We start from the raw sequence: 26812 nt of genomic DNA, 5'->3' as shown, positions 1-26812 counted from the left end.
TCCACTCCACTTTTTTGAACGTACTTGAAGCATCATAAAACAGCTACCCTATCATCAAAATAAAAAAAGCTCCCCCAAAAAGGGAAAGCTTTACGCCTGAAACATTTCTTCAAGAAGCCTGATTTTTTCTTCTGTGTAATGCTTGAAGCTGTCATTGTAGGACTTCGGATCTTTCGGATTTGCAAATTGCGTGATTTTACCTGTTTCAGGGTGGATGAATTTGCTCGCAGCACCGCAGCCGATTCCGATAATGGTCTGCTGTTCTTCCATAATCATGATGTTGTAGATGCTGTCCTGGCCTTCGAGCGAATATCCGACGTTTTCGAGGTTGCCCAGGATATTTTTCTGGCGGTACAAGTAATATGGCGTATAGCCGTGAGCATCTGTCCACTGCACAGCGCGGTTCATCATTTCTTCGATTTCTTCGCGGTCAGCCACTTTGTACCTTTGTTTGTTGCGCGTCATTTCTGAGGCCCGTTTAAAAGAAAGCGTGTGAACCGTCAGTGATTCGGGCATAAGCTTTTCGGTTTCTGAAAGAGTGTAATCAAATTCCTTCACTCCTTCACCAGGAAGTCCGATAATCAGATCCATGTTGATATTGTCCATGCCCATTTTTCTTGCCAAATGGAACTTATCAATCGTTTCCTGAACGGTATGATGGCGCCCGATCGCTTTCAGCGTTTCATCAATGTAGGACTGGGGATTGATGCTGATGCGGCTGATGTTCCATTTGTTGAGCACATCCAGCTTTTCTTCTGTTATCGTATCCGGACGGCCTGCTTCAACGGTCAGCTCCCGAATGTTTTCGACACCGGGGAATGCCGCGTACATTTCTTCATAGAGCATGTCCATTTCTTCTGCCGTAATGCTTGTCGGAGTGCCGCCTCCGTAATAGACGGTCGTGATTTTAATACCCTTTTCCTTCAGCCATCTGCCCATTTCGCGGATTTCATAGTGCAGTCCGCCAAGGAAGGAATCAACAGAACCCTGTCTTCCGTTGATCGCGTAGGCTGGAAAAGTACAGTAGGCACATTTCGTCGGGCAGAACGGAATGCCGATGTAGATGCTGACTTCCCTGGATAAGTCGTAGAGATCGGGAACAACACTCAGCTGTCTGTCGACAATCCTCTGCATGAGCGCGATCTTTTCATCCGAAATTAAATATTCTTCTTTCAGCATGCGGTGTGCTTCTTCTTTGGACATGCCTTCGCGCAGCTTTTTGTGAAGCAGCTTCGTCGGCCTGATTCCAGTCAGAATTCCCCATTGCTGAATGATTCCTGTGTAATCCTGAAGAAGATTCAGATGCACGTATACGAGGGTATGCTTGATTTGTTTGAAAATCTCTTTTTCCGTCAGCTGTCCGGACAGTTCTTTTTCATGCCGGGCTTCCCCGTTGTATCCGTCCTGGCCTGAAAGCACGCCTTTTACAGAAACGCTTCCGTTTTTCTGTTCCACTTCGTAGCCAATACGGATATCGGCTTCTTCCTCTTTAAAAAACAGCTCGGTTTCTTCGTAAAACAAGTTTGATATTAACTGCAGCGGCCGGTGAAGACGTTCATCTTCTATGCCATTTATATAAAAACGCAAGACTCTCACCTTATCTTTATTGGATTCAAAACTCCTTTTAGTGTACAAAACATGACGCGTGCGGTCAATTTTATTAACAAAAGCGCAAGCGCCTTGATCAGATTCTTAACAAAGAAAAACAGACGGCCGCTAAACCGTCTGTCCATTTTTAAAGCACATATTTTTTAATCGCTTCAGCGACTCCGTCTTCATCATTCGACAGTGTTACCCAGTCGGCAGCCTCTTTGACGGTATCCTGTGCATTGCCCATGGCGATGCCAAGTCCCGCCTCTTTAATCATGGCCATGTCATTCATGCTGTCTCCGCATGCCATGACATTTTCCATTGTGATGCCGAGAAGGCCGCACACTTTTTCAATGCCGCGCGCTTTGTTCACGCCCATCGTGTTGACTTCGAGATTTGTCAGGCTTGAATTTGTGATTTCAAACTCTCCTCTGTTCTGAAGTTCTTTCAGGATGGTCTCGCGGGCTTTGTCGTCTTCAATCTCAAAGCCGAACTTCAGCCACTGGTAGGCAGTCAGATCTTCTGGCATCTCATTAAAGAAAACCCGCTCTGTGCTTGTTGCCCAGTATCCGGTTTTGTGTGTTTTGGAAAGATCATACATCCATGTGATCGCATCGTTTTCCACAATGCTTCTGTGAACAAGTTCACCGTGCTCATCCCAGATTTCGCTTCCGTTTACAGTAACAAGGTATGATTTCAGACTTAGAGATTTAGCAAGGTCTCTTAGTGTCGCCATGCTTCTTCCGGTGCTGATCACGACGTGCAGCCCTTTTTCTTCTGCTGCTTTTATAGCACTGCGGTTTGCTTCTGAAATCTCTTTTTTCTCATTCAGAAGGGTGCCGTCCATGTCCAGTGCGATTAATTTAATATCCATTTTGTGAATCCTCCTATACCTTTTCAGCTCACTACATAATATCATGTCCATGAGGATTCACCAAAAGAATGGTCCTATACGCCTGCTGATTCCATGACATAGTATTCTTTAAACGAGTAGCTGAACAGCTGGCGCTTGATTCTTCCTTTGTCGCCGATCAGCCTGTACCAGCTTTGGCCCACATAAAGATGATTGGATAATAGAATTTCAAGCACATAGGCAATTCTGCTGTCTGCTTCTTCGCTCTCGATTTTCATTTTGCTTGAAAAAGCGAGAACAAAGTATGGTTTATCAGTATCGAGCTCAAGCACCTGCAGATGATAATGATCTCCATGCTTCCGGTTGAACTCTTCCAATACCTTCTCAAGACCGGCTTTAATTTCTATTTCAAATTTGGCAGCTTCATTCCAGTTTTCAATAAGCGCATCATAGAGCGACAGGGTTAGAATATAATGAGACGGATAGTCGGAAGGAGTGAATTCCTGCTTTGCATTTTGTTCTTCCAGCGGCACGATAATGAATTTTTCATAGTTTGAAAAGAAATCCCCTTTCATCTCTTTCCCTTCTTTCTTTAGTTAGTCATTCAAAACGATGTAATTGACCTAGAGACGCCTGCTTATAAAAATAAAAATAATGGTTCTTTATTATTTCTAAACATAACCCGAAATCCCTTCTCAAAAAATGAAAAGAGCTGTATGCAGCCCCCTCTTTTAAACAAGGGAATCTGCCAGCTCTTCATTGGTTGCAAGCAATAGATCTGTATGAACATACCGGGAATCAAACATGCTGTACAAGTCATCGATTGTGAGATTCTTCATTTTTACTAAAGTATCATTATCCTGATAGACGTAGATTGTAAAATACCGGTTCAAATAGGCGAAAAACTCCTTCACGTCCACGCCTGATTTCCCGAAGTATTCACTGTTGAACTCGATAAACCCGAGAACACACCGGCTTTCTTCAAAAAGGTGCTTCATGCCTTTCAGAACAAACGCTTCGTACCCTTCTACGTCAATTTTAAAGAGAACCGTCTTGTCTTTTAAGTCATTTTTAAACAGCGAATCGACTGTCATGGCCTTTACTGACACCTGGTCAATCATACTATGCGATGGTTTATAGGACGCGGAAGAAGTGCCTGACCAATGGTTGTCAACGAAAAATTCCTTTTCTTCTCCGTCTTTATCAGAAGCAAATGCATGAATGATCCTGATCTGCGATGAATTGGGGTGAGCATCCCGCGACTTGTGGATATATGTAAGCAAATTCCGGTTTGCTTCTATCCCGTAAATCTTGGCATGCTTTGGATAAGGAACGGAAAAGATGCATTCTCCGTAATTGACGCCAATGTCTATGACGGTATCCGGCTGCAGGTTTGTTACGGCATCTTCCCAGAAAGACAGAAGTCTTTTTTGCGTAACGCCGCCGCTGATCAGCAGGGCCCTCCCGCGGTTTTCCTTTGCATCCACGTACAGGACGGTCGACGAAGGCATGACCACTTTATCAGGAAGCTTCCTGATATCAAGCGTTTTGTATTTCAGCAGGATTCCTGCATCAATCAGCCCTTTCCAGAGCTTCGGGTAATGCTCCCACATTTTCATCAGAAACGGTTTGCGGACTGCTGCTTTGTTTATCATGATGAGCCTCCTTTTTCAGCATTCTTACGTATTTCTTATTAATCTATAAAAATCCTTTTAAAAGGGATACAGATTAACATAGAATTTACAAATGCTTTTGGAGGCAATATGAAAAACCGCAGCTCCCGGCTGCGGTTTCTTAGCGGTCCACCTTCAGTTTATCCAAAAATTCAATGCGGTGCTGTTTTCTGAAATGCTCTTTGACCATATAGGCAACTCCCTGGTCATCGTTGCTCCTTGTGATCCAGTCCGCTGCTTTTTTAACGGCATGAGGGGCATTTCCCATTGCCACACCCAAACCTGCAAGCTCAATCATGTTCATATCGTCCTCTGCATCACCAATTGCAACCATTTCCTCCTGTGCAATGCCGAGATGCTGGCCGAGCAGCCTTAAACCTTTTTCCTTTGAGACTCCTTTTGCTGTTATCTCAAGCATGGAAGGGTTCTTCACTCTTACTGTAATACCTTCAAACGCATTGGCGAGAACCTTCTCTGCCTCAAGGCATGACTCTGCCTCAGAAAAATAAACGTCAAGCTTAGGTGCGGCGAGCGGTTCATCCCTTAAATTTTCCCCAAGCGATTCGACGAATTGAACAGGATAAAAAAGCGGATCTTTCGGACTAAGCAGCGTTTTTCCTAAAATAGAAGAAGATACCTTTTTCCGGTTGCCGAGCGAAAAACGTTCGTGCACGATGCGCACATTGCAGTCGAACGTTTCCAGCACCTGGACGAGGTTAAATGTCTTTTCCTCTGAAATCCTGTTTTCATACAGCGATCTGTCCACTTTATCAGAAACAAACGCACCGCTGTGAGTGACCAGCAGGTTATTTATCTTCAGTGCCTTTGCAAGTTTTTTTGCCATCTGAAAATGGCGGCTTGTCACGAGAGTCACATACACTCCCTTGTTTTGCACATATTGGACCGCTTCCCTTGTTGAAGGTTCAAGACGGCCGTTTGAACGGAGCAGGGTTCCGTCAATATTTAATGCCAGTAGTCGGTAGATCACAGTGAATCCCCCTTCAGCTGATGTCTGATTTCTAATATAGGAATATGTCCTTTTGAGCTGAAATAGAACGATAGAAAAGCAGATAGGCCATAACAGAAAAGGAAAGAGCCACGTAGTCGCCCAAACGCAAACAGCTCTGAGACATGTGCCTCAGAGCTGTTCTATAAGTAAAACCCCGATATTTGATTTTCTCCCATTGTTTCAGGTCCTGTTACCCGCAGGATCTGAACGCAAAACGGCACTGCTGGTCATCCCCATAACCGCAGACCAAAGAATAGGTATAATAAAAACGCTTACATTTATTATTACAAGTTTTTTCCGTTTTGACAAGAGCTTTTCGAGAAAAAATGTAAGCGGTTAAATAGTTCTTTTATTTCGAAAAGTCGAATTTTAAAGCGTGTATGGGGCTGGGCCACAGAATGACGCCACAAAGAAGATCCCTTCTCCGGCAAAAGTGGCAGCACTACGCGGAATGACGCCACAAACAAGAACCCTTCTCCGGCAAAAGTGGCAGCACTACGCGGAATGACGCCACAATCGAGATCCCTTCTCCGGCAAAAGTGGCAGCACTGCGAGGAATGACGCCTCAAACATGAACCCTTCTCTGGCAAAAGTGGCAGCACTACGCGGAATGACGCCACAATCGAGAACCCTTCTCCGGCAAAAGTGGCAGCACTGCGAGGAATGACGCCATAATTTTCCCCCAGCTATATCAGTTCTTTAACATAAAAAAGTCCGAACTATTTATACTCCAGTTCGGACTTTTTCAATGACTTAAATAAGTATGTCACATCTTCTTTTTGTTACTGCTCAAGACTCCCATAAAGCTCTTCAAGCGGCTTCATGATGATTTTGTTTAGTTCTGCAATCGTCATGCTCATGCGCTGCTCTGCTTCCATGAGCTTCGAGATCTTGTCGTGCTGCTGAACGAGGGCGACTGATTTTTGCGCCTGTTCGATTTCATCCTGTGTGATTTCCTGGCCGGACATTTGCTTTTGCTGAAGGTTCAGCTGAACGTCTCTGAAGCTTTCAAACAGCGTGCGTGCCGAGCTGTCTGAGTTCACTTCATCATAAAGGTTTTTTAATGTTTTAAAGTCATCGCTTTCGCGAAGTGCTTTCTCAAGGCTGTAGCCTAAATCATATACATTTGCAGACATAAAAAGTCCTCCTAACATCTTTTCGCCTTTTACGCAGGCTCCTACCACTATAACAGACTATTCCCGGAATTTCATTTCGTGCCCATTGCGCTAGTTTATCAGCATGACGATTATTCCCTGAAGTGCTCCGATCAGACCGCCGAGCAGTGCGCCAAGATAGGTGATCATCGTAAATTCGCGTCTTGAAATGCCAAGCACCATTTCTTCAAGCCTTGAAACTGAAAAGGATTGAACCTGCTCCCTGACAATCTCCTGAAGGTGCATTTGTCCGAGCATGTGATCCAGGTTGTTATGCAGATACTCAACGGCTTTTGCCGTCATTTTCGGAATCAGGTCCTCGTGTATCCAATCAGAGTAAGGCATCAAATATTGTGAAACCGGTGCATTCAGCCTCTCTTTAATGCCGATTTCTTTGAGGATGGCCTGCTGTGCTGCTTCAGCAAGATCTTCGAGCCTGAATTTTTCTGCAGCTTCGCCAACATTCAAATTCTGTATGTTTGCCCATTCTTTTTCAAGGACAGATGTAATCAGCCGCTTTGTTTCCCCGTTGCGGAGAAATTTCAGGACTTCCGGCTGCACTTTGTCAAATACACTTGTGTTTCCAAGGAACATCTGGACCATGCCGCCGAGCATGCCCCTTTCTGCCAGAAAATCATCAATCATCCGTCTCAGGCGCTGTTTTCCTTCTTCGCTCTGGAAATAGTCACTGCCTTTTTTCAGAATAAAATCTGCTGCCTGCGGAATAGACTGCTGAATTTTCTCAAGAAGGGTTTCCGGGAGAGCTTCTTTGATGGAAAGACCTTTATAATGAGCTGTTTTTTCTGCTATTTTTTGGCTCAGCATATCCTTAAGCCATCTTTCCGCCTTGTCATCCAACTCCCCTATGCCAAAATCAGCTGCAAGCTCAGTCACGGTTTTGCTGCTGGAAATGAGCTTTTCCGCTTCTTTGGCTGTCCATGACGTCACTGTCTGGTGAAACTCTTCATTGGCAATCTTCCGCTTGATGCCGTCCGGAGTGAGAAGGTGCCCCACAACCATTTTCCCCATTTGATCTGCCAGCTCATCACGCCGTTTAGGAATCAGACCCGGAGTAAATGGAACCTTTTTCCCAAAGATGTACTTTGCTTCATGCGGCTTAAAAAGCATTTTGATGGCGAGATGATTCGTCACCCCGCCGATTGCCGCTCCGATCACGATCATTAATGCAATTGTTAGAAATACTGTCATCTTCATCTACCTTCCAAAATCTCACCGTTTGAGTAATTTTTCATAAGATGCTTCTATCAGCTTCTGCCTATAGGAATATTATAGAGCTTGTTAGAAAAGTGAGCAAATGAGGGTTCTGCATGGTAACCGAAAAAATTCAGATTAAGCCCGCCCGCAAGGAACTGCCGGGCAGATGCATCTATATCAGCCGGTCTTTACGCGAAGCGCTGAACATTCCTTCCGGGGCAAGAGTCAGGTTGACGTGCGGGAGGAATAGTCTTTTTGCACAGTTCGTAAGTATAAGGAAAGAACATTCCCTCGTCTCCATCCATCCGGAGCTTTTGAATGAACTTTCCCTGCCTCTGCACCCATTTGCAAGCAGCATGACGTATGACCCCAGAGTGAAAACCGTCAACCTTGGACCGGTGATTGCGGTGCTGACAGAATGTGAAAGAGCAGGAATCCCTCAATCACTTGGAAAAATGGATGGCTTTTGCAGGGAGCTTGCTTCCTGCAGCCTTGAGAAAGGTGTTCTTTTTTATGTGTTTGATCTTTCAGGATATAAAAATTCCGAAATGCGCGGATATATGCTTTGTCAGGATACATGGCAGGAATGCTCTGTCCCTTTCCCCGATGCCGTTCACAACCGCCTTCACTCCCGCGCGCTTGAGCAGTCAGAAGCTTTTATGGAGATGTCTTCCGATTTCATCCGGGAAAGAGTTCCTTATTTCAATGACCGGTTTTTAAACAAATGGGAAGTCCATCAGATTCTAAGTCAGGCCGGAGAACTCGCCCCCCATCTCCCAAGAACAGAACTGCTTGCTTCAAAGAGGGTTTTTGAGATGATGGTGAAGCTCTTCCCCGTCGTTTTTTTAAAGCCTGCAAGCGGAAGCCTGGGCAGAAGGATCTTCCGGATTTCACAGACCGATGACGGCTATGAGCTTGATTATTCAACCTTTTCAGGCCACCTGCTCAGGCATTATGTATCTGCTGATGAGCTGTTCAAAAGCCTTTATCCGAGAATAAAAGAAGAAGCTTTTATCATTCAGGAAGGCATCAGCCTTCTGACCTTTCAAGACAGACCGCTTGATTTCAGGATTCTTTGCCATAAACTGAACATGGCGGAGTGGGCGGTGACTTCGGCGGTCGCCCGTGTTTCTGCTGAAAATCAGTTTGTCGCTAACCTTGCAAGGGGAGGGTCGCAGCACCCGATTAAACGAATCCTTGAAGAGTCATTTGCTGCAGATGACGCTTTTCACATCCGCAAGCTGTTAAATGAACTGTCCATTGAGATTTCCAAAGCACTCAGCATGTATGCGGGCGGGCTGTTCGGTGAATTCGGCGTTGATCTTGCCGTGGATTTGGAAGGACGTCCCTGGATTATTGAAGTGAACACGAAACCTTCTAAACATCAGGATGACAGGACGGCAGCCGGTCCGAGACCGTCGGCCCGCGCCATTATTGATTACTCCCTTTTCCTTTGCCAAACCGGGAGAGAAAAAGATGAATCCGGAGGTGTTTTATGAGTTACCCGATCAGCCTGAGCTTTACTGACTCCTTGATACTGACTCTTCCATCTTCTTTCAGTCATGAAGCAGCAGACGAAATCAAGCAGGCCGTATTTGGTTCTTCCGTAAGCGGCTGCAAGGTTGATTTTCATGATAAACATGAAATCAGACTATCAAAGGATTTGTTTGATCACCTTCATCTTCCCCTTCAGAAAACACAGGTTTTTGTGCACGGTGAATCTGTTTATTTCGGTCCTCTTATCGGTATTTTCACAGCTGGTTTTACGGAGTCCATCCTAAGGCCGGTCGGCAGCCGCTCTCTTCTGTTTGCGAAATTTCTGACTGCACAAAGGGCTGCAGGCGTGGCAGCGTATGTATTTGGCAGCCACTCCATTGACTGGCTTTCAGGCACAGTCAGCGCCTGTGTCTTTGATGACGATGGATGGAGGAGGACAACGCTACCTCTGCCGAATGTGGTGTATGACCGGCTCCCGAACAGGCAGATTGAAGACCACCGGGCAATACAGGAGATCAAAAGACGCCTGAGTTTAGAATATGGGATTCCCTGGTTTAATCCCGGTTTTTTTGACAAATGGACCATTCACAAGCTCCTTCTTTCAAGTCCAGAGGCATCAGCCTATTTGCCTGAAACTTTACCGGGTGCGGACATGTCGGACATTCACACTATGCTTGCCCGCTGCGGCAGTGTTTTTTTGAAACCGAAAAACGGCAGTCTCGGGCGCGGCATCTTTCAGATTATTTATGACCCCGAAAAAAAGGAGTACTACAGCAGGTACCGCTCAGGCACTGACAGGAACATTTTGCGGAAGTACCAGTCTCTTGATGCCTTTTTTACCCATTCCTTCGATGACCGGAATCCTGACGAGTATGTCATCCAGCAGCGCATCAAACTGCTGAAGGCAGGCAAGCAGAAAATGGATTTTCGTGTCCACACCAACAAAGACGGCAGCGGCCGTTTTCAAGTAACAGCCATCGCCGCGAAAGTAGCAGGCAAAGGAAGTGCCACAACTCATCTTGAAAACGGAGGGGCAGTCAGGACGCTCCAAGAGCTTTTCCAGACTGAAGCTGAACGGAACTATGCCTTCCGGTCACTTAAGAACGCGGCACTCAATTTAAGTGTGGAGATTGATAAAGGCACCTCCGGCCACATAGGGGAAATCGGATTTGACCTTGGCATTGATACTGACGGTGCGGTCTGGATGTTTGAAGCAAATTCGAAGCCCGGAAGATCGATCTTTTCGCATCCTGACCTCAGAGAAGCAGACAGGATTTCAACTGAGCTGTCGCTTCAATACGCGAAGTATTTGACGAGGAAGGCGATTGTCGAGCCGGAGACTTTATTTACATGACAGCACGGCGGCCGCTTGTCGGTATTCTTGCAGGAGATGGAATAGACGGTGCGGTCTTTCACGGAGACGGTGCCTACTTTAAAAGTCTGCAGTATGAAGTGCAAAAAGCCGGGGAATTATGCTGTGTGATGACATTGAGCTCCTTTCATGAATCGGGTGTCAGCGGCTTTGTCTACAGCCGCAGGCACCAGCAGTGGGCAAAAGTTGAGCTGCCTTTGCCGCGAGTCATCTATAACCGGCTGCCGGACCGTGCAGCAGAGGAGACGGCTGGATATCGTCTGTTTATGGCACGGATGAAAGCTGAAAGGATTCCGGTCTTTAACCCGTTTTTCTTCAATAAATGGGATGTCTATTGTCTTTTGAAGCAGAAACTTACTTCATCCCTTCCCCTTACTTATAAGATAACAGCTTTTGATGACATTCTTACCTTTATGAACAATTATACTTCTGCCTATTTAAAGCCGGTGGACAGCAGCCATGGCCAGGGAATATTTCGGATCCGCAAAGATTCATCCGGGTATAAGCTCACGTCGGCAGACGGGTCTGACAGCTGCTATAAAGATTTAAAGTCTGCCTGCCATCCCTTTTTAACAGGGTATCTGATCCAGGAAGAAGCTCATTCAGATACTATCCTGGGCAGAAAATACGATTTAAGGGCACTTGTTCATTTAAGCCGCGGTGAATATGAAATAACCGGCATTGGTGTACGTGCATCCGGAGGGCCAAGCCACCCGACGACGCATGTGAAATACGGAGGAACTCTTCTACCATTTGAATCTGTCAGGGAAAAGGCTGATCTGGAACTCTTGCTATCCATCTTGAGCACAGCGGGAAACGAGCTTTCCAGAAGCTTCGGACTGATCGGGGAATTTTCTGCTGATATCGGTCTGACAGAGAAAGGTCCGGTCATCTACGAACTGAACAGCAAACCGATGTCCTTTGATGAAGCTGCTATTCAGAAAAAACGGCTGGACCAGCTTCTTTCGCTCTTTTTTGAACTCAGCAAAGGAACCGCTTTCCAATCTCCCCGAATTCCATTAAGATAAATGTACAAGGGGGCGATGGCTGATGATTACACACTTCCAATGGAAGCCTCTTTTCAAACAGGCAAATCTGCCTGGATGGAGGGTTTCTTTTTATTTTAAAGGCATCCGTTATGATGCGGTCTATCATAAAAACGGGGAAATTGAATGGGAAAAGGCTTCACCTGCAGCAGAAGATGAAGAGGCGATAAGGTCTCAGATTCATGAACTTATGCTCTTTCATGTCTATGACGGTTAATTTACGCTTCACCTCCGCAAAATAGGGGAAAAGGAGGCGAAGCCATGAAAGAGGAACAGAAAGATACGGAGTATGAGGGCCGGGACAAAGCCTATCTGGATATCGACCGGATGATTAATGAAGGTTTGTCAGGCGGTTCTGTCCACAGCAGATATCACTCCGCAAATATTGAAGAAGCCCGTGACCTCGAGCAGGAGGAGCCGCCGGCAAAAACAGAGAGCTAGGCTATCGCCTGCTCTCTCTTTTTTATATAATAAGGAGAGCACACAACCGGCAGAGAAAGGAGACAAGACAGCCTATGATCGAAAAATTAGCAGCCCATTATAAAGATGCCTTTTCTCTTGCCTATTCGCATGAAAAGAAAGGCTACAAGTGGTATAAAACAGATGAAGGCCAGATTTTCGGCATTTTAAGCGAAGCTGTAACGGAGGAAGAAAAAAATCTGCTTACGACACTTTACACCCCCTATGATCCTGGTCTTGGCGAGCACAGTGAGCGCTCTCTCAAATGGCTTCACTATTTATACGGGGACGGCGGACCTCCTTTTCCCCCCTCTGCAGATGCAGTCAGATGCTATTATTTTTTCAGCAGGCAGCCTGTTTCTGACAGGCAGAGCTTTGAAGAAGCGATGCAGGGATCGATTCCATCTTCTACAATTCTTTGGATCAGCCAGCAAAAAGGCATCATCTTTGAAGATCATCCAGAGCCCGTCATTGATAAAGAAAGCATCGACCAGTGGATTGATTCGTTTACGAGTGACTTTTTCATCGAGCTTTACGTCTGCATCGGACAGCTGAACAAACTGGATGCCGGGGTAAAAGAGAGAATACAATCTGAACAGGCAGGCTTTGAAGTGATTTGCCAGTCCTTCAGAATCAAGCAATGCATCACCTTCTCGGAAGCTCTTCCCGTTTTCTTTTTAAATGGAAGCGTAACAGATCAGCTCTTCTCTGAATTCCTGACTGAATCGCTGACTGACACAGAGCTTGTCCAGACACTCAAGGTGTACTTTGAATGCAACCTGAATGTCTCGCTTACTGCAAAAAAACTGTACATGCACAGAAACAGCGTGCAGTACCGGATTGATAAGTTCATTGAAAAAACAGGGCTTGATGTTAAGCATTTTCATGAAGCAGCGGCGGTTTCCCTCATGATGAAGTACATCGAGCAGATGGCTGATTGACTCTCTGTACACGTTGCACGAAAACCCTTACATTTTTTTGTGCAACCTGTCCATAGGCTTATCCTCTGAAATGGCTTACACTGAATCTATAAATAAAACGCTTTCACTTCAGAGGAGGATTCACATGGCTGAGCTTAAATTAGACCATATTTACAAAGTATATGACAACAAAGTAACAGCGGTTGAAGATTTCAACCTTCATATTCAGGATAAAGAATTTATCGTATTCGTAGGCCCGTCAGGCTGCGGTAAATCAACAACTCTTCGCATGATTGCAGGTCTTGAAGAAATCTCAAACGGAGATTTCTCAATCGACGGCAAACGCATGAACGATGTTGCTCCTAAAGACCGCGATATCGCGATGGTATTCCAGAACTACGCGCTATACCCGCATATGTCTGTATACGACAACATGGCATTCGGACTGAAACTTCGCAAATTCCCTAAAGACGAGATCGACCGCCGCGTGAAAGATGCTTCCCGCATTCTTGGCCTTGATCAGTACTTAGACCGCAAACCAAAAGCACTTTCAGGCGGTCAGCGCCAGCGTGTTGCACTTGGACGCGCAATCGTCCGCGACGCTAAAGTATTCTTAATGGATGAGCCGCTTTCAAACCTTGATGCTAAACTGCGCGTTCAAATGCGTGCCGAAATTTCAAAGCTTCACCACCGTCTGCAAACGACTACTATCTATGTAACGCATGATCAGACTGAAGCAATGACAATGGCAACACGCCTCGTTGTTATGAAAGACGGCATCATCCAGCAGGTCGGAGCTCCTAAAGAAGTATATGAAAAGCCTGAGAACCTCTTCGTTGGAGGATTCATCGGATCACCTTCCATGAACTTCTTTACAGGCAAACTGACTGACGGAAAGTTTGCAATCGGCACTCAATCAATCGTTGTTCCAGAAGGAAAAATGAAATACCTTCGCGAACAGGGCTATGTAGGAAAAGAACTGATCATGGGTGTGCGTCCTGAGGATATCCACGATGAGCCGGTATTCATCGATTCATCTGCAGGATCAAAAATTCAGGCTAAAATTGAAGTTTCTGAGCTTATGGGTGCAGAAACAATGCTTTATTCCAAAATTGACGGACAGGACTTCATCGCACGCGTTGATTCACGCACAGATGTAGCACCTGACCAGATCATTGAGCTTGCGCTTGATATGAACAAAGCTCACTTCTTTGATAAAGATTCAGAGCAGCGCATTCGTCCTGCGAGCGAAAAATAAGAAAAGCGGAAGCGTCCGGTAAGCTCCGATAGACAGAAAAGAAATCCCCCAAAAAGTCCGGTTTTGACTTATTGGGGGATTTTGTTCTGGCAGAGGAGTTGGACGGTGGAGCTAGACATCGAAGCGCAAAACTTAATTGTTTTGCGAAATAAGAAAAGCGGAAACGCAAAAACTGCCTGAGACAGCTCAGGCAGTTTTTTTATGCTGAATTATTCCTGAATCTCCCTAGCCTCTTCATGCAGACAGTTCATGCAGGAAAACAAATGCACACAGCGGTGTGCTTCAAGTGATTCCAGCACTCCGTCAAACAGCTTCATTGTATCAATCTCCATATACGCACTGTATTCATCAAGGTAATCTGTCATTTTCCCATGATCGATCATCAGCGTCTGGCAGTTTGGACAGCTTGCAGCGCTTGCTTCATCGCTGAATCCATTGCATAGCGGACACATATTCATTCTAATCACCTGCGGACGAGTTTTTTTCTATCTTCCCTTACTTTCTTCTACTTTATGTAACATGCAATTTTCCATAATATTTACCATTTCAGGTTCGTGCATAATACCGCCCATTCTATCCATAATACCTAGTAACAGCAACGAACAACCCGCTGCCAGCTAACATAGTGGGTTAGCCGAGACGGCCATGAACCTCATGCACTGGTGCAACTCCAGAGAACCCAAAAAAACTAAACTACATCAAGGAGTGTTATTACATGGCACAATCACGCAGCAATTCTTCAAACCAACTAGTTGTACCTGGTGCACAACAAGCAATCGATCAAATGAAGTACGAAATCGCTTCTGAGTTCGGAGTAAACCTTGGACCAGAAACAACAGCTCGTGCTAACGGTTCAGTTGGCGGCGAAATCACTAAGCGTTTAGTTTCTTACGCTCAATCTAACATGGGCGGAAAATTCTAATAACACAACTGCATAACATGGCTTAAAGGACCCCCGGCATTCTGCCGGGGTCTTCTTTATTTACTTTGAAGTTTATCCATTCCTAGATACTTTTTAAGCTAAAGAAGACGTGAACTTCTCCTCTCTTCTTATTGGCAGGCTGTTTTATGATCATGTAGATTCCAAATCATACCCGTTCCCTTGCGCTCCAGTCACTTGCTTTCCGCGGGGAGTGCCTGAAGCTTCCTCGCTGCGCTTGCGGGATCTTCAGTGCCCTCTTCATCCCCTTAGAAAAGCGGAAGCGCCCGTTTTGCTCCGGCAGTCAGATAAGAAATCACCCGAAAAGTCCGGTTTTGACTTTTTGGGGGATTTTGTTCTGACAGAGGAGTTGGGCGCTGCAGCTGGACAAGGAGTCAAGTGCCTTCCGCTTCAGTCCACTGGTGTTTTAAGTTAGATACAGTTCATCCATTTCCGATATACTCTTTTCTAACTGGTCCACTAAATTTCTGATTGTACTTGTTAAAAGCAGAACTGTTCATCATCATTCTGCCTATGATCCAAAGTAGTTTCCTCACGCTAGTATCAAACAAGTTCCTGTTTCCATATATATAGAGAAAACGTCCATGAGGAGAATGCTCCATGCTTGAAGCGATTGATTGGAAAGCGGTCACTTTCGTTTGTGTAAGTCTTGCGCATGAGATGGTTGTCCATCTTAACATGCCCCGAGTGTATTATTTTGAACAGGAAAAAAAAGAGCTGCTTGAGCGTTTGGCGGCAAAATAAAAAGAGCAGGCTTTCCGCCTACTCTTCAAGCTTTCTGAGGAATTTTTTGGTCCGTTCTTCTTTTGGCGAGTTGAACAAGGCTTCCGGTGTGCCCTGTTCGACTATGACTCCCCCGTCCATGAAGATCACTTCATCAGCTGCTTCTTTTGCAAATCTCATTTCATGCGTTACGACAACCATCGTCATTCCATCATTTGCGAGATCCTTCATTACTTTCAGTACTTCGCCCACTAACTCAGGATCAAGTGCTGAGGTTGGTTCATCAAACAGCATAACCTTAGGCTCCATCGCAAGAGCTCTTGCAATGCCTACACGCTGCTGCTGGCCGCCTGAGAGCTGGAACGGATAAAAATCCATTTTGTCTCCCAGGCCGACTTTTTCGAGCAGGACCTTCGCTTTTTTTCTCGCTGTTTCTTTGTCTGTTTTCTTAACAATTACTGGCCCTTCAATGACATTTTCCAGGGCTGTTTTATGAGGAAAAAGATTATAGTTTTGAAAAACCATCCCTGTATTGCTTCTGAATTGTGTAATGGTTTTCTTAGGGACAGGCTTCGTAAAATCAAGTGTTTGCTGATCAAGTGTAATCCTGCCTTTATTCGGCACCTCAAGCACGTTCAAACACCGCAGCAGCGTCGTTTTGCCTGAACCTGAAGGACCGATGACAACGACTACTTTCCCTTTTGGAATATCAAGATCGATCCCTTTTAGAACGTCCAGTTCACCAAAACTTTTATGCAGCTCTTTCATTGAAATCATGCGTATTCTCCTTTCTTATTTTGCAACATAGCGGTCCAGCTTTCCTTCAATCTGCTGCTGAACGACAGAAAGGATAAAACAGATGATCCAGTACAAGAGTCCTGCCATCGAATACATCAGCAGAAATTCATAATTCGTTGAAGCAATTTCCTGAGCCTTTCTGAACATCTCTGTTACAAGGATTAATGAGGCAAGCGACGTGTCTTTCACCAGACTGATGAACGTATTGGAAAGCGGCGGTATTGAAACCCTCGACGCCTGCGGCAGAATGATGCGCTTCAGTGTCTGGGAATAGCTCATTCCAATCGAGTATCCCGCCTCCCACTGGCCTTTCGGTGTTGACAGAATCGCCGCCCTCATAATTTCAGAAGCATAGGCCCCTACATTCAGAGAGAAGCCGATAATGGCCGAGATAAACGGGCTGATCGTCACCCCGATACTCGGCAGGCCGTAAAAGATAATGAACAGCTGGACGAGCAGCGGCGTGCCTCTGATAATGGAAACATAAAACCGTGCGATCCACTGAAGCGGCTTAACCGTTGAAATTCTTGCAAGAGCTGTCAGGACGGCTAAAATCAGACCGATTGTAAACGTAATAAGCGTAAGCGGCAGGGTATAATACAAAGCTCCCTTCACCAAAGGGAGAAGGGAACTTTGTGCAATATTGGCCAAACGTTCTAAACGTTCAGGATCTGCAAAAATGTTATTCAGATACATCTTCGCCAAACCATTTCTCTGAAATCTTCTTGTACGTGCCATCTTCTTTCATTTCAGCAAGTGCTTTATTGACTTCTTCCACTAATTTTCCGCTGTCTTTGCGGAACATCAGACCGCTTTGTGCAGCATCCTTGCTTTCATCCACGATTTGAATCGGTGCGTTTTTGCGCTGGTTCTGGAAATCAAGAACAGAAAGCTTATCATTGATGGTTGCATCAACACGTTTAGAATTGATTAAATCGATTGCCTGTGTGAACCCTTCAACACCTACAAGCTCAGCTCCGTTTTCTTTCGCAATTTCGCCGTAGTTGCTTGTAAGTGACTGTGCCGCTTTTTTGCCTTCAAGATCTTTAAATGACTTAATGTCTTTGTTGTCTTTGTGTGTGACAAGTACAGCTGCAGATGAAATGTACGGATCAGAGAATGCATACTTCTCTTCGCGTTCAGGCTTAATGCCGACCTGGTTTGCGATCATGTCAAAACGCTTGGCATCAAGGCCTGCAAACATTGCATCCCACTGTGTTTCTTTAAACTCAGCTTTCACGCCAAGGCGTTTAGCAACCTCTTGTGCAATTTCCACATCAAATCCTGTCAGTTTGTTGCTCTCGTCATGAAACGTAAACGGCGGGTATGTACCCTCTGTACCAATCACAAGCACGCCTTCTTCTTTTACTTTATCGTAAAGTCCGGCGTCACCAGCCTGCTCTCCCCCGTTCTTTTTATCGCCGCCTGTTCCGCAGGCAGTTAAAATCAGTGCTGAAACTGATAAAAGTGCAAGTAAACTAAAAAATCTCTTCATTTTTAAACCCCCAGTAACCTTATCGGATTTTATAATCATTACGTTAGAATATTACTCGGATTGCATATGGCTGTCAATCTATTTGTTTTCGCCTTTTTAGTGTAACCAGTTCTTGGCTGTGTATGTTTTATTCTGAGGGGATTTTAAAGTACACTAAAAGAAAAGAACTGGAGACTGATACGATGAACATTGCATTATTCGGAGGAACCGGAAGAGTCGGCAGAGCTTTCTTAAAAACAGCTTTAGAGGAAAACCGCCATGTGAGGATACTGGCCCGTGATCCTCAGCAAGTTGAGGCTCATGCTCAAATTATTGAGGGAAATGCAAGAGAGCTTGCAAGCATCGAAAAAACGCTGACCGGCTGCGGGGCAGTCGTAAGCTGCCTTGGCACTGACGGCAATGATACACTGACAGTTGCTGTGCCTCTGATCATTTCAGCTATGAAAAAAGAAGGCATCAAAAGAATTATTACAATCGGAACAGCAGGGATTTTGCAGGCAAGAACGTCACCTGATCTGTATAGATTTCAATCCGGCGAGTCCCGCAGAACGCTGACCCGCGCAGCTAACGAACATTTAAATGCCTATTTGTCCCTGAAAGAATCAGGACTGGAATGGACTGTCGTGTGTCCGACCTATTTGCCGGATGGCCAATTGACAAAAGAATTCAGAGTGGCGGAAGATTTTCTTCCTGAAGACGGAAAACAAATTTCTGCGGAAGATACGGGGTATTTTGCCTATAAAGTGCTTGCGGAAGATCTTTATGTGAAAAAACGCGTTGGAATTGCTTACTGAAACTTAATCGACACAAAAAAGAGCGCCCGCAAAGGACGCTCTTTTTTAACCTGCAAGAGAATTTTGTTTTCCCTGCTGCAGTTCATACATTTGATAATACTTGCCTTTTTGTTTCATCAGCTCGTCATGGCTGCCCCGCTCGGCAATTTCGCCGCGGTCGAGCACAAGAATCTGGTCTGCATTCTTAATCGTTGAAAGTCTGTGGGCGATGATAAAGGTTGTTCTTCCTTTTTTCAGCACCTCAAGCGCTTCCTGGATGACCGCTTCTGTTTCGGTATCTATGCTCGCCGTTGCTTCGTCGAGAATCAGGATCGCAGGATCAAATGCAAGTGCTCTGGCAAATGAAATGAGCTGTCTCTGTCCTGATGAAAGCGTGCTTCCCTTTTCAATAACCGGTTCATCGAAGCCAAGCGGCAAATGTTTCAGGAGTTTGTCAGCACCTACATCAGTGAGTGCCTTTTCAACTTGCTCACGGGAAATCGCAGGGTTGTTCAGACTGACGTTTGCGGCAATGGTTCCGGTAAACAGGAACGGATCCTGAAGCACAATCCCCATATGCTCCCGCACAGTCTGGCGCGGCATCGACATGATGTCTTTTCCGTCTATCATGATTTTCCCTTCCTTGCAGTCGTAAAAGCGGAAGAGAAGATTCATGATCGAACTTTTTCCAGAACCAGTATGGCCGACAAGCGCAACCGTATCGCCCTGTTTTGCCTGGAAGTCAATATTCTTCAGGACATATTCGCCTTCCTTATAGCCGAACGAAACATGCTCAAATGTAACATCACCCTTGTAACGCGGCTCTTTCTTTTCGCTGACATCAATCCCTTTTTCATCAAGCAGCGTAAAAACTCTTTCTGCTGAGACACGTGCTGTTTCAAGCTGGGCAAACTGATTGACAATGCCTGTAATCGGCTGAAAAAGCCGGTTCAGATAATCAACAAATGCGTAAAGAACTCCGATTGATACCATGGAGCCGACACCGATTGAGGCGCCCCCAAAATACCAAATCAGCGCAACAAACGCACAGTTCCGCATAAATCCCACCATGTTATGGGAGAGCAGGGAGTTCAGGCTCAAAAGCTTATTCTGATAATGAAAGTGCGAATCATTCATCTCTTCAAATTCAGCTTTTGTTTCTTCCTGTCTCCGGAACGCCTGGATGATCGTCATCCCCTGGATGGATTCGTTAATCATTCCATTAATATCACTGACAAGCGACCGGATTTTATGGTTGTAGTCTGATGCATATTTTCTGTATACCACGCTCCAGACAGCAAGAATCGGAAGGATGACCATACAGATCAAAGCAAGTTTCACATCAAGGAGGAACAACGCAACAAAGATTCCTGTAATATAAATCGCACTTGTAAAGAACGTCGACAGAACCGCCACGAACAGCTCTCTGATCGCCTCAGTATCATTTGTGATCCTTGCGACGACTTTTCCTGCAGGAAGGTTGTCAAAATAGACGACCGGCAGTCTCTGAATATGGGCAAAAACATCCTGGCGCATTTTCTGGATAATCCTATTGGATGTAACCTGCAGAAAATAACGCTGTCCGTAATGAAAGAATGAGGCAAAAACAAGCAGGCCGAAATAGACAAAAATTAACGTCAGCAGCCCCCCGATTTCCGGTTCATAAAAAGCAAACAGCTCTTTAGAAGACAGCTTCGTTCCCTGATAGGACTCGGACTGCTCTCCCTTTGAAATGGTGACTGTATTTCCTTCAGCTCTGCGTTCTCCGTCAAAATGGAGCTCGCCGGGGATAAAATAATAATCCCGCTGCACTTGAAGAATGTGCACTTCTTCCCCTTTTTCCTCACCCGGCTCAAAATAATCTTCCCGTTTATAAAAGGAGTCTTTATAGGCAGCCGTCTGCTCTCCTTTTTCTGTTTCATACCATGTTTTTTCGATGCCTAGAATATGATCATCAATCATTTTCTTGGCGATAAAAGGACCGGTCAGCTCTGCGCCTACGGCAACCGTAAGCATCAGAAGAGCTGCGATCAGCGTTTTTTTATAAAGGGCTGCATAGCGGAATAATCGCTTTCCTGTGCTCATGCTCCCACCCCGCCTTCATTTTCAGCTTCAATTTGCTGGCGTTCAAATTGCTCCTTGTACCAGCCGTTTTTGGCAAGCAGCGATTCGTGCCTGCCTTCCTCGATGATTTTTCCTTCATCAAGGACAATAATCCAGTCCGCATGCTCAACCGCAGACAGGCGGTGCGTTGTAATAAAGGTTGTTTTTCCGGCACGCTCGCTGCGGATATTCGAGATAATGGCCGTTTCCGTTTTTGCATCTACGGCTGACAGCGAATCATCCAAAATTAGAATTTCAGGATCTATCAGAAGAGCACGGGCAATGGAAATCCGCTGCTTTTGGCCTCCTGACAGCGCGACTCCTTTTTCTCCGACGAGCGTGTTCAGCCCCTCTGGAAGCATCTCAAGATCTTTTCTGAAAAACGCAAGATCAATGGCTTTGTTCAGTTCTTCATCTGATCCGTCTTTTTTCCCGAAAAGAATGTTCTCTCTTACCGTTCTTGAAAAAAGAACATGATCCTGCGGGACATACCCGATAAACCGCTGCAGCGTTTCAAGAGGGATCTTCTCAATCGGAACACCGGATATCAAAATCTCGCCGCTTCCTGAAGGATATTGTCTCAAAAGCTGTTTGACAATCGTTGTCTTGCCGCTGCCGGTTTTGCCGACGATCCCGATTGTCTCTCCCCGCTTGACTGAGAAGCTGACGGCGTTTAAATTCCCCACATTTGATGATGGATAACGGAATGTGACATTTTTGAACTCAATGGATTTAGGCGAACCTACCTGCACCTGATGATCGGCATTTTTCACATCCGGCTCATAGGAAAGAGTGTCATTGATTCTGTCCAAAGAGGCATTGCCGCGCTGCATAATATTAATCAGCTCGCCAATCGCAAACATCGGCCAGATCATCATGCCAAGGTATACGTTGAATGACACCAGTTCACCAAGTGTAATTTCATTATGGAAAACAAGGTACGCTCCGTATCCGAGACCAATTAAGTAGCTGATGCCGACAAGCAGCTTAATTGTCGGTTCAAACAAGGCATCAATTTTGGCTACATGAACATTCTTTTTGTAAACATCATCAGTCAGCTCGTTGAATCTGTTCACATCAGCCTGCTCCTGAACATACGCGCGGATTACCCTGACACCAGACACTGACTCCAGCACCTGATCGTTCATATCGCCAAATGCATCTTGAGCAGCCGTAAACCTCATATGGATCTTCTTCCCGTAGATTCCCACGGCGATCGCCATGATCGGCAGAGGGAGAATCGCTGCTAATGTCAGTTTCCAGCTGATGAGAATCCCCATTGTCAAAAGGATCGTCAGCATGAACATGCTTGAATCAACCAGTGTCAGGATCCCAAAGCCCGCTGTAGTCGAAATTGCTTTTAAATCGTTTGTCGCACGGGCCATTAAGTCACCCGTTCTGTTTTTTTCATAAAAACGCGGAGTCATGACCAAAAACTGGCCCATCAGCTTGGATCTCAAAATCCTCTCAGCGAGATGGGCTCCGCCAAATAAACTGTACATCCAGAAGTATGATAAAAAATAGACAAGTACACCAAGACCTATAAATAATACAATGTACTCCACGAGCAAATCGCTCGTAAAATTCCCTGTCTGAATATCATCGATCGCGTTTCCAAGCAGCTTTGGAGGAATAATCTCCAGAACATTTACAATGAGCAGCAGAATAATCGCTGCTGTATAGCGCTTCCAGTACTTCTTAAAAAACCATCCTAATTTCACTAAAACTGCAAACATGCTTTCATCTCCCCTAAAACTTCCTTTTAAGTAACTAGCCGCTTTCCGGATCGCCTTTCTTCACGCGTTTTTCAGCTTTGCTTACCCAAACATTCATTTCATTTCCTCCTTCTTTTGTTTTAAAAAATATAAAAAAGGCACATCTCCGTCAGAGATCTGCCTTTTTACACAAACATAAAAAGGCACATGAGTATACAGTGCAGCATACCCCGTGCCTTTTGCTTATCTATATTTAGAGAAAAACTCTAAATAGCCGTAAGGCAAGGCGGGGCTGCATAAAAACGGTTTTTGCGATCGAACGGACGTGCAATGAACTTTTTCATGTTGTACCCCTCCTTTACCAATTTTTTGATATTATTCCTAAAATAGATTACCACTCGTTTCATTATTTTGTCAATTAAGATTTTTCGCTATTTTTCTCATTTTTATAAAGAAAGGTTTCAACATCTTAAAAATAAGGTAAAGAACACTATCAAACGACATAGGAAAATCAAAGGAGGAACATGATGAGCCAGTTAGTATCCACAAGTCTTTGTACTCATAATCCATTCAGAATGGACCAGCTGATCAGTTTGAATCAGCTTGCCAAAAATTATAGCGGGAAGGTGTATTTCATAGCTGGAAGACGAAGCATTGTGGATGTTTCAAAACTTCCTTCTTTGATAACGTTCTCTCTTATGACGTCAAGTTCCAATCAGATAAAAGTTTTAATTGACGGTGAAAATCCAAGCGAGCTTCTTGCTGAAATGGATGACATCTGCTCAACAGAGTCACGCTTTACATCAAGCTTTCTGAATACAGCTGAAAAAGTAAAGGTATAAAGCTGCAGGGTTTTTACAAAAGATAATGTCAGTACACCCTGTTTTCAATCCACCACAGAAAAGGAGACCGCTGCTATGATCAGAACTATTTTAATCGTAATTGGAGCAATCGTCGTAATAGGCTGGCTGTTAAACGTTATCCTATAAAACCAATAAGGGAGAGGAACCTTATGTCTGAGCACAAACAAGTAAATGTTGAACGAAAAGAAGAGCATAAGACAAACAACAGCCTTCTTGGCGCCACTTTTATTAAATACACAGCATATCTTGTTATTTTCTTCGGAATTATATGGTTTTTAATTACGTATATTATGCCAATGTTTTAAGATAGAAGTTTTGAAAACCCGCGTTCGTAAATGGATGCGGTTTTTTGTTGTGTTTAGTTTTTCGTTTTGTTTTGTGCTGGCTGTGACGGGAGCTGGTGTCATCAAGCTTTTGATTCATGCTTTTGATGGTTCTATTACGCCTGATTAGTGCCACCAAGCTTTTGATTCATGATGTTGGTGGTTCTATTACGACCTTTTAGAACCATCAAGCTTTTGATTCACGCTTTTGATGGTTCTATTACGCCTGTTTAGGGCCATCAAGCTGCTCATTTTCGGTTTTGATGGTTCTATTCTGCCTGCTCAGTGCCATCAAGCTGCTCATTTTTCGTTCTGATGGTTCTATTCTGCCTGTTTAGGGCCATCAAGCTGCTCATTTTCGGTTTTGATGGTTCTATTCCGCCTGTTCAGTGCCATCAAGCCGATCATTTTTCGGTTTTGATGGTTCTATTCTGCCTGTTCAGTGCCATCAAGCCGCTCATTTTTCGGTTTGATGGCTTTATTCCACATGACATGCAAAAAAACCGAACAGGAGTCTTCCTGTTCGGTCTGATATTAACCGCCTCCGCTGTCTGCCGGAGGTTCGGCAGGCTCAGCAGGTTCAGCTGGCGGTTCTTCCGGTTCGGCCGGCTCACTTGGCTCGGCTGGCTCTTCCGGTTCCTCAGCTGGCGGCTCAGCCGGCTTTTCTTTTTCTTTTTTCTTTTCTTCTTCTTTTCTTCGCTGCTCTTCTTTTCGTGCTTCTTCTTCTGCTTTCCTCGCCTCTTCTTCTGCTCTTTTCGCTTCTTCTTGTGCTGCTTTTTTAGCTTCTTCGTCCTGGCGCTTTTTCTCTTCTGCTTGTTTCTTTTCTTCATCGGCTTTTGCTTTTTCTTCCTGCTTCAGCCGTTCCTGTTCTTCTTTTCTTGCTTTGGCATCTTGTTCTGCCTTTTTGTCAGCTTCTTTTTTTCTTTCTTCAGCCCGTTTCTTTTCTTTTTCCTCTTTGCCCGTATCTTTTTTCTTCACGGGTTTCTTTTCTTCTTTCTTTATTGGAGCGAGTTTAAAGTCTTCAGGCTTTTCGTTTTTCAGGGCTGCATCCATAATGACTTTATAAAGCGGTGCAGCTGTTGCACTGCTTGATGTTTTCAGGTAATGATTTTCATCTGTCTGATCGTAGCCGAGCCATAGCGCACCAACTACGTTCGGTGTATATCCGACAACCCATTGGTCCTTAGTCCCATCGATGCCGTCGATGCCAAGCTGGGTGGACCCTGTTTTCGCCGCAAGCTCATGCTTTTCGAGAGCAGCTTTTCTACCAGTTCCTTCTTTGACAACCCCAAGCATCATGTGTGTCATCGTTTGAGCTACTTCTTTAGTCGTTACTTCTGTTTCTTTCTTTTTCCATTCCGCAATGGTGTTGCCCTGCACATCAACAATTTTCGTGATCGCATGAGCTTCTACGCGCGTGCCGTCATTTGGAAAAGCGGAATAGGCTTCGGCCATGTTAAGCGGTGCAACCCCTTTATCAAGTCCTCCAAGTGCAAGACTCAGGTTGCGGTCATTTTCGGTAATCGGCAGTCCGAAGCGCTCGGCTGCATCTACACCTTTAGCCACGCCTATTTCGTTTAATGTCCAGACAGCGGGCACATTATGAGACTTTATTAAAGCTTCATACATGGTAACCTCGCCATGGTACGATCCATCAAAATTCTTTGGCTGATATCCGTCAATATCCAGAGGTTTATCCTCAAGCTTGGAATTAACGGTCATTCCGTTTTCAAGAGCGGGCGTGTAAACCGAAATCGGCTTCATCGTCGAACCCGGCTGCCTCTTCAGCTGTGTAGCCCTGTTGAATTGCCTGAATGAATGTTCTCCGCGGCCGCCGATCAGCGCCTGGACTCCTCCTGTTTTAGGGTTCAGGAGAACGGCACCGCTTTGCACCAGCTGATCTCCTCCCAGGTCAGGGAAGTTCGCATCATCTTTAAACACATTTTCGATCGATGACTGCATGTCCTGGCGCAGTTCGGTATGAATCTCAAACCCGCCGGCAAGGATTTCATTTTGCGTCAATCCGTATTTTTTGATCGCTTCTTCAATTACGTGATCTACGTACGAAGGGTAGCGGCCTTTATATTGATCCAGTTCTTTTCTTTCAAGAACGACTTTTTCCTTTTTCGCTTCGTTCATTTCTTCTTCAGTAATCACGTTTTCTTCTTTCATCAGTTTCAGAACGACGTCTCTCCGGTCGAGAGACTTTTCCATATTCTTGACTGGTGAATAATTCGTCGGGGCTTTAATCAGACCGACAAGAATCGCTGATTCGTTCAGGGTCAAATCTGCAGGCTCTTTTCCAAAATATACTTTTGAAGCCCGCTTAAGTCCCCAGGCACCCTCTCCGAAATAAACTTTGTTTACGTATAGTTCCAGGATTTCTTCCTTTGAATATTCATCTTCAATTTTCTGCGAGATAAAATACTCATCAAATTTCCGTTTAAATGTCTGATCGTGAGTAAGCAGGGTATTTTTGGCAAGCTGCTGTGTCAGCGTGCTTCCTCCCTCGACAACTCCTCCCGCCAGCACATTCTTGAATGCAGCGCGGACAATTCCGATATAATCGATCCCGTTATGCTTGTAGAAATTTTGGTCCTCTGTTGCCTGAAGCGCCGCGTAAAAGTGTTCGGGCACATCTTCATACTTGACCCATTCCTGTTTGGAGCTTGAGATCTTGCTTGCGATTTCTCCGTTTTGATCATAAATAATGGTCGGGGCGTTTGCTCGTTCCTCTAATTTGCTGACATCCTGCGATGCAATAACTGAGTTGTGCACCATAAAGACAAGGATGACTGAAAGCAGCACGAAGATGAGCAGTTTCATGAACACACCCTTTATGGAAAATAGTGACTTAAACATGGATAACCCCCTGATATAGAAAAATAAATCCTATCTTTTATTACCCCAATTACAACAGGTGTACGCCTAATTATGAAAAAATCTGTCCGCCTAAGCTAAATTTCTGACAGATGAACGTTTTCCCAAGGAAATATCAGGGTATTTCAAAAATATGAAATCATCTGCCAAAAG

Annotated in this window: 26 protein-coding genes; 12 read left to right on the top strand and 14 right to left on the bottom strand. The window is 44.9% G+C overall.

Annotated features, from left to right (window positions below; translation table 11 throughout):
- Positions 1 to 90: 90 nt before the first annotated feature.
- The 7 genes from ACK1LH_RS04200 to ACK1LH_RS04170 form a co-directional block, all read right to left on the bottom strand.
- Complete coding sequence (locus ACK1LH_RS04200) at positions 91 to 1587, bottom strand: coproporphyrinogen III oxidase (RefSeq protein WP_411334576.1); 1497 nt, start codon at positions 1585 to 1587, stop codon at positions 91 to 93.
- Positions 1588 to 1735: 148 nt separating this feature from the next.
- On the bottom strand, positions 1736 to 2464 hold the full coding sequence (locus ACK1LH_RS04195) for a Cof-type HAD-IIB family hydrolase (protein ID WP_029283635.1): 729 nt from the start codon (positions 2462 to 2464) through the stop codon (positions 1736 to 1738).
- Positions 2465 to 2538: 74 nt separating this feature from the next.
- The gene (locus ACK1LH_RS04190; protein ID WP_411334575.1) at positions 2539 to 3018 is read right to left on the bottom strand and encodes a hypothetical protein; all 480 of its coding nucleotides are present in this window, start codon (positions 3016 to 3018) and stop codon (positions 2539 to 2541) included.
- Between the two features lie 156 nt (positions 3019 to 3174).
- On the bottom strand, positions 3175 to 4098 hold the full coding sequence (locus tag ACK1LH_RS04185; RefSeq protein ID WP_411334574.1) for an FkbM family methyltransferase: 924 nt from the start codon (positions 4096 to 4098) through the stop codon (positions 3175 to 3177).
- A 139-nt stretch (positions 4099 to 4237) separates the two neighbouring features.
- A complete protein-coding gene (locus tag ACK1LH_RS04180; protein WP_203289665.1) occupies positions 4238 to 5104 on the bottom strand; it encodes a Cof-type HAD-IIB family hydrolase in 867 nt (288 codons plus the stop codon).
- 803 nt (positions 5105 to 5907) lie between these two features.
- Positions 5908 to 6261: a YlbF family regulator gene (locus tag ACK1LH_RS04175; protein ID WP_029283627.1), complete on the bottom strand. Its 354-nt coding sequence runs from the start codon at positions 6259 to 6261 to the stop codon at positions 5908 to 5910.
- Positions 6262 to 6351: 90 nt separating this feature from the next.
- Positions 6352 to 7488: a DUF445 domain-containing protein gene (locus ACK1LH_RS04170; RefSeq protein ID WP_411334573.1), complete on the bottom strand. Its 1137-nt coding sequence runs from the start codon at positions 7486 to 7488 to the stop codon at positions 6352 to 6354.
- A gap of 119 nt (positions 7489 to 7607) precedes the next feature.
- Between ACK1LH_RS04170 and ACK1LH_RS04165 the strand changes: the two genes are divergently transcribed.
- The 7 genes from ACK1LH_RS04165 (at position 7608) to ACK1LH_RS04135 (ending at position 14046) form a co-directional block, all read left to right on the top strand.
- Positions 7608 to 8993, top strand: coding sequence for a YheC/YheD family protein (locus ACK1LH_RS04165; RefSeq protein ID WP_411334572.1), 1386 nt, complete (start codon positions 7608 to 7610; stop codon positions 8991 to 8993).
- Entirely contained in the window at positions 8990 to 10345 is a 1356-nt protein-coding gene (locus tag ACK1LH_RS04160; protein ID WP_411334571.1) for a YheC/YheD family protein, read from the top strand. The genes ACK1LH_RS04165 and ACK1LH_RS04160 overlap by 4 nt, the downstream gene beginning before the upstream one ends.
- Entirely contained in the window at positions 10342 to 11391 is a 1050-nt protein-coding gene (locus ACK1LH_RS04155) for a YheC/YheD family protein (protein ID WP_411334570.1), read from the top strand. The genes ACK1LH_RS04160 and ACK1LH_RS04155 overlap by 4 nt, the downstream gene beginning before the upstream one ends.
- A 22-nt stretch (positions 11392 to 11413) precedes the next feature.
- Positions 11414 to 11626, top strand: a complete 213-nt coding sequence (locus tag ACK1LH_RS04150; protein ID WP_029283618.1) for a YheE family protein — start codon at positions 11414 to 11416, stop codon at positions 11624 to 11626.
- Positions 11627 to 11670: 44 nt separating this feature from the next.
- Entirely contained in the window at positions 11671 to 11850 is a 180-nt protein-coding gene (locus ACK1LH_RS04145; RefSeq protein WP_282035356.1) for a hypothetical protein, read from the top strand.
- A 74-nt stretch (positions 11851 to 11924) separates the two neighbouring features.
- On the top strand, positions 11925 to 12809 hold the full coding sequence (locus ACK1LH_RS04140) for a PucR family transcriptional regulator (RefSeq protein ID WP_029283614.1): 885 nt from the start codon (positions 11925 to 11927) through the stop codon (positions 12807 to 12809).
- 124 nt (positions 12810 to 12933) lie between these two features.
- Positions 12934 to 14046 (top strand): ABC transporter ATP-binding protein, encoded by a 1113-nt coding sequence (locus ACK1LH_RS04135; protein WP_029283612.1) that lies wholly within the window; start codon positions 12934 to 12936, stop codon positions 14044 to 14046.
- 209 nt (positions 14047 to 14255) lie between these two features.
- Here the strand turns inward: ACK1LH_RS04135 and ACK1LH_RS04130 are convergent, their stop codons facing one another.
- The gene (locus ACK1LH_RS04130; protein WP_282035355.1) at positions 14256 to 14504 is read right to left on the bottom strand and encodes a hypothetical protein; all 249 of its coding nucleotides are present in this window, start codon (positions 14502 to 14504) and stop codon (positions 14256 to 14258) included.
- A gap of 257 nt (positions 14505 to 14761) precedes the next feature.
- On the opposite strand from ACK1LH_RS04130, the gene ACK1LH_RS04125 reads away from it, so the two are divergent.
- Both ACK1LH_RS04125 and ACK1LH_RS04120 read left to right on the top strand, forming a co-directional pair.
- Positions 14762 to 14968, top strand: coding sequence for an alpha/beta-type small acid-soluble spore protein (locus ACK1LH_RS04125; RefSeq protein WP_029283608.1), 207 nt, complete (start codon positions 14762 to 14764; stop codon positions 14966 to 14968).
- Positions 14969 to 15586: 618 nt separating this feature from the next.
- Entirely contained in the window at positions 15587 to 15730 is a 144-nt protein-coding gene (locus ACK1LH_RS04120; protein WP_282035340.1) for a hypothetical protein, read from the top strand.
- 18 nt (positions 15731 to 15748) lie between these two features.
- Here the strand turns inward: ACK1LH_RS04120 and ACK1LH_RS04115 are convergent, their stop codons facing one another.
- From ACK1LH_RS04115 to ACK1LH_RS04105, 3 genes are read right to left on the bottom strand one after another with little or no spacing between them, the layout of a single operon-like run.
- Positions 15749 to 16486 carry an amino acid ABC transporter ATP-binding protein gene (locus ACK1LH_RS04115; protein WP_029283605.1) on the bottom strand — a complete coding sequence of 246 codons (738 nt, stop codon included), beginning with the start codon at positions 16484 to 16486 and terminating at the stop codon, positions 15749 to 15751.
- 15 nt (positions 16487 to 16501) lie between these two features.
- A complete protein-coding gene (locus ACK1LH_RS04110; RefSeq protein WP_029283603.1) occupies positions 16502 to 17203 on the bottom strand; it encodes an amino acid ABC transporter permease in 702 nt (233 codons plus the stop codon).
- Positions 17190 to 18002: an amino acid ABC transporter substrate-binding protein gene (locus ACK1LH_RS04105; RefSeq protein ID WP_320155131.1), complete on the bottom strand. Its 813-nt coding sequence runs from the start codon at positions 18000 to 18002 to the stop codon at positions 17190 to 17192. Before ACK1LH_RS04105 ends, ACK1LH_RS04110 begins: the two co-directional genes overlap by 14 nt.
- A 182-nt stretch (positions 18003 to 18184) precedes the next feature.
- On the opposite strand from ACK1LH_RS04105, the gene ACK1LH_RS04100 reads away from it, so the two are divergent.
- A complete protein-coding gene (locus ACK1LH_RS04100; RefSeq protein WP_411334569.1) occupies positions 18185 to 18796 on the top strand; it encodes an NAD(P)-dependent oxidoreductase in 612 nt (203 codons plus the stop codon).
- A gap of 45 nt (positions 18797 to 18841) precedes the next feature.
- Here ACK1LH_RS04100 and ACK1LH_RS04095 read toward each other — a convergent pair whose 3' ends face one another.
- Positions 18842 to 20860 carry an ABC transporter ATP-binding protein gene (locus tag ACK1LH_RS04095; protein WP_411334568.1) on the bottom strand — a complete coding sequence of 673 codons (2019 nt, stop codon included), beginning with the start codon at positions 20858 to 20860 and terminating at the stop codon, positions 18842 to 18844.
- On the bottom strand, positions 20857 to 22614 hold the full coding sequence (locus ACK1LH_RS04090; RefSeq protein ID WP_411334567.1) for an ABC transporter ATP-binding protein: 1758 nt from the start codon (positions 22612 to 22614) through the stop codon (positions 20857 to 20859). Before ACK1LH_RS04090 ends, ACK1LH_RS04095 begins: the two co-directional genes overlap by 4 nt.
- A gap of 506 nt (positions 22615 to 23120) precedes the next feature.
- On the opposite strand from ACK1LH_RS04090, the gene ACK1LH_RS04085 reads away from it, so the two are divergent.
- Together ACK1LH_RS04085 and ACK1LH_RS04080 are read left to right on the top strand one after the other, a co-directional pair.
- On the top strand, positions 23121 to 23435 hold the full coding sequence (locus tag ACK1LH_RS04085) for a hypothetical protein (RefSeq protein WP_411334566.1): 315 nt from the start codon (positions 23121 to 23123) through the stop codon (positions 23433 to 23435).
- A 170-nt stretch (positions 23436 to 23605) separates the two neighbouring features.
- Positions 23606 to 23761, top strand: coding sequence for a hypothetical protein (locus tag ACK1LH_RS04080; RefSeq protein WP_168713779.1), 156 nt, complete (start codon positions 23606 to 23608; stop codon positions 23759 to 23761).
- Positions 23762 to 24313: 552 nt separating this feature from the next.
- Here ACK1LH_RS04080 and ACK1LH_RS04075 read toward each other — a convergent pair.
- Positions 24314 to 26641, bottom strand: a complete 2328-nt coding sequence (locus ACK1LH_RS04075) for a transglycosylase domain-containing protein (protein ID WP_081870258.1) — start codon at positions 26639 to 26641, stop codon at positions 24314 to 24316.
- Positions 26642 to 26812 lie beyond the last annotated feature (171 nt).

Origin of the sequence: Metabacillus indicus, from assembly GCF_046603695.1 — a bacterium.
Taxonomy (GTDB): Bacteria; Bacillota; Bacilli; order Bacillales; family Bacillaceae; genus Bacillus_P; species Bacillus_P indicus.
The sequence above is the reverse complement of the archived record's forward strand: the minus strand, read 5'-3'. Positions and strand labels throughout refer to the sequence as shown.

Bases quoted from the DNA above. Each gene is read 5' to 3' on its own strand.
- ACK1LH_RS04195 (WP_029283635.1), bottom strand. From the start codon at position 2,464: ATGGATATTAAATTAATCGCACTGGACATGGACGGCACCCTTCTGAAT.
- ACK1LH_RS04190 (WP_411334575.1), bottom strand. From the start codon at position 3,018: ATGAAAGGGGATTTCTTTTCAAACTATGAAAAATTCATTATCGTGCCG.
- ACK1LH_RS04185 (WP_411334574.1), bottom strand. From the start codon at position 4,098: ATGATAAACAAAGCAGCAGTCCGCAAACCGTTTCTGATGAAAATGTGG.
- ACK1LH_RS04175 (WP_029283627.1), bottom strand. From the start codon at position 6,261: ATGTCTGCAAATGTATATGATTTAGGCTACAGCCTTGAGAAAGCACTT.
- ACK1LH_RS04170 (WP_411334573.1), bottom strand. From the start codon at position 7,488: ATGACAGTATTTCTAACAATTGCATTAATGATCGTGATCGGAGCGGCA.
- ACK1LH_RS04165 (WP_411334572.1), top strand. From the start codon at position 7,608: ATGGTAACCGAAAAAATTCAGATTAAGCCCGCCCGCAAGGAACTGCCG.
- ACK1LH_RS04160 (WP_411334571.1), top strand. From the start codon at position 8,990: ATGAGTTACCCGATCAGCCTGAGCTTTACTGACTCCTTGATACTGACT.
- ACK1LH_RS04155 (WP_411334570.1), top strand. From the start codon at position 10,342: ATGACAGCACGGCGGCCGCTTGTCGGTATTCTTGCAGGAGATGGAATA.
- ACK1LH_RS04150 (WP_029283618.1), top strand. From the start codon at position 11,414: ATGATTACACACTTCCAATGGAAGCCTCTTTTCAAACAGGCAAATCTG.
- ACK1LH_RS04145 (WP_282035356.1), top strand. From the start codon at position 11,671: ATGAAAGAGGAACAGAAAGATACGGAGTATGAGGGCCGGGACAAAGCC.
- ACK1LH_RS04140 (WP_029283614.1), top strand. From the start codon at position 11,925: ATGATCGAAAAATTAGCAGCCCATTATAAAGATGCCTTTTCTCTTGCC.
- ACK1LH_RS04135 (WP_029283612.1), top strand. From the start codon at position 12,934: ATGGCTGAGCTTAAATTAGACCATATTTACAAAGTATATGACAACAAA.
- ACK1LH_RS04130 (WP_282035355.1), bottom strand. From the start codon at position 14,504: ATGAATATGTGTCCGCTATGCAATGGATTCAGCGATGAAGCAAGCGCT.
- ACK1LH_RS04125 (WP_029283608.1), top strand. From the start codon at position 14,762: ATGGCACAATCACGCAGCAATTCTTCAAACCAACTAGTTGTACCTGGT.
- ACK1LH_RS04120 (WP_282035340.1), top strand. From the start codon at position 15,587: ATGCTTGAAGCGATTGATTGGAAAGCGGTCACTTTCGTTTGTGTAAGT.
- ACK1LH_RS04115 (WP_029283605.1), bottom strand. From the start codon at position 16,486: ATGATTTCAATGAAAGAGCTGCATAAAAGTTTTGGTGAACTGGACGTT.
- ACK1LH_RS04110 (WP_029283603.1), bottom strand. From the start codon at position 17,203: ATGTATCTGAATAACATTTTTGCAGATCCTGAACGTTTAGAACGTTTG.
- ACK1LH_RS04105 (WP_320155131.1), bottom strand. From the start codon at position 18,002: ATGAAGAGATTTTTTAGTTTACTTGCACTTTTATCAGTTTCAGCACTG.
- ACK1LH_RS04100 (WP_411334569.1), top strand. From the start codon at position 18,185: ATGAACATTGCATTATTCGGAGGAACCGGAAGAGTCGGCAGAGCTTTC.
- ACK1LH_RS04095 (WP_411334568.1), bottom strand. From the start codon at position 20,860: ATGAGCACAGGAAAGCGATTATTCCGCTATGCAGCCCTTTATAAAAAA.
- ACK1LH_RS04090 (WP_411334567.1), bottom strand. From the start codon at position 22,614: ATGTTTGCAGTTTTAGTGAAATTAGGATGGTTTTTTAAGAAGTACTGG.
- ACK1LH_RS04085 (WP_411334566.1), top strand. From the start codon at position 23,121: ATGAGCCAGTTAGTATCCACAAGTCTTTGTACTCATAATCCATTCAGA.
- ACK1LH_RS04080 (WP_168713779.1), top strand. From the start codon at position 23,606: ATGTCTGAGCACAAACAAGTAAATGTTGAACGAAAAGAAGAGCATAAG.
- ACK1LH_RS04075 (WP_081870258.1), bottom strand. From the start codon at position 26,641: ATGTTTAAGTCACTATTTTCCATAAAGGGTGTGTTCATGAAACTGCTC.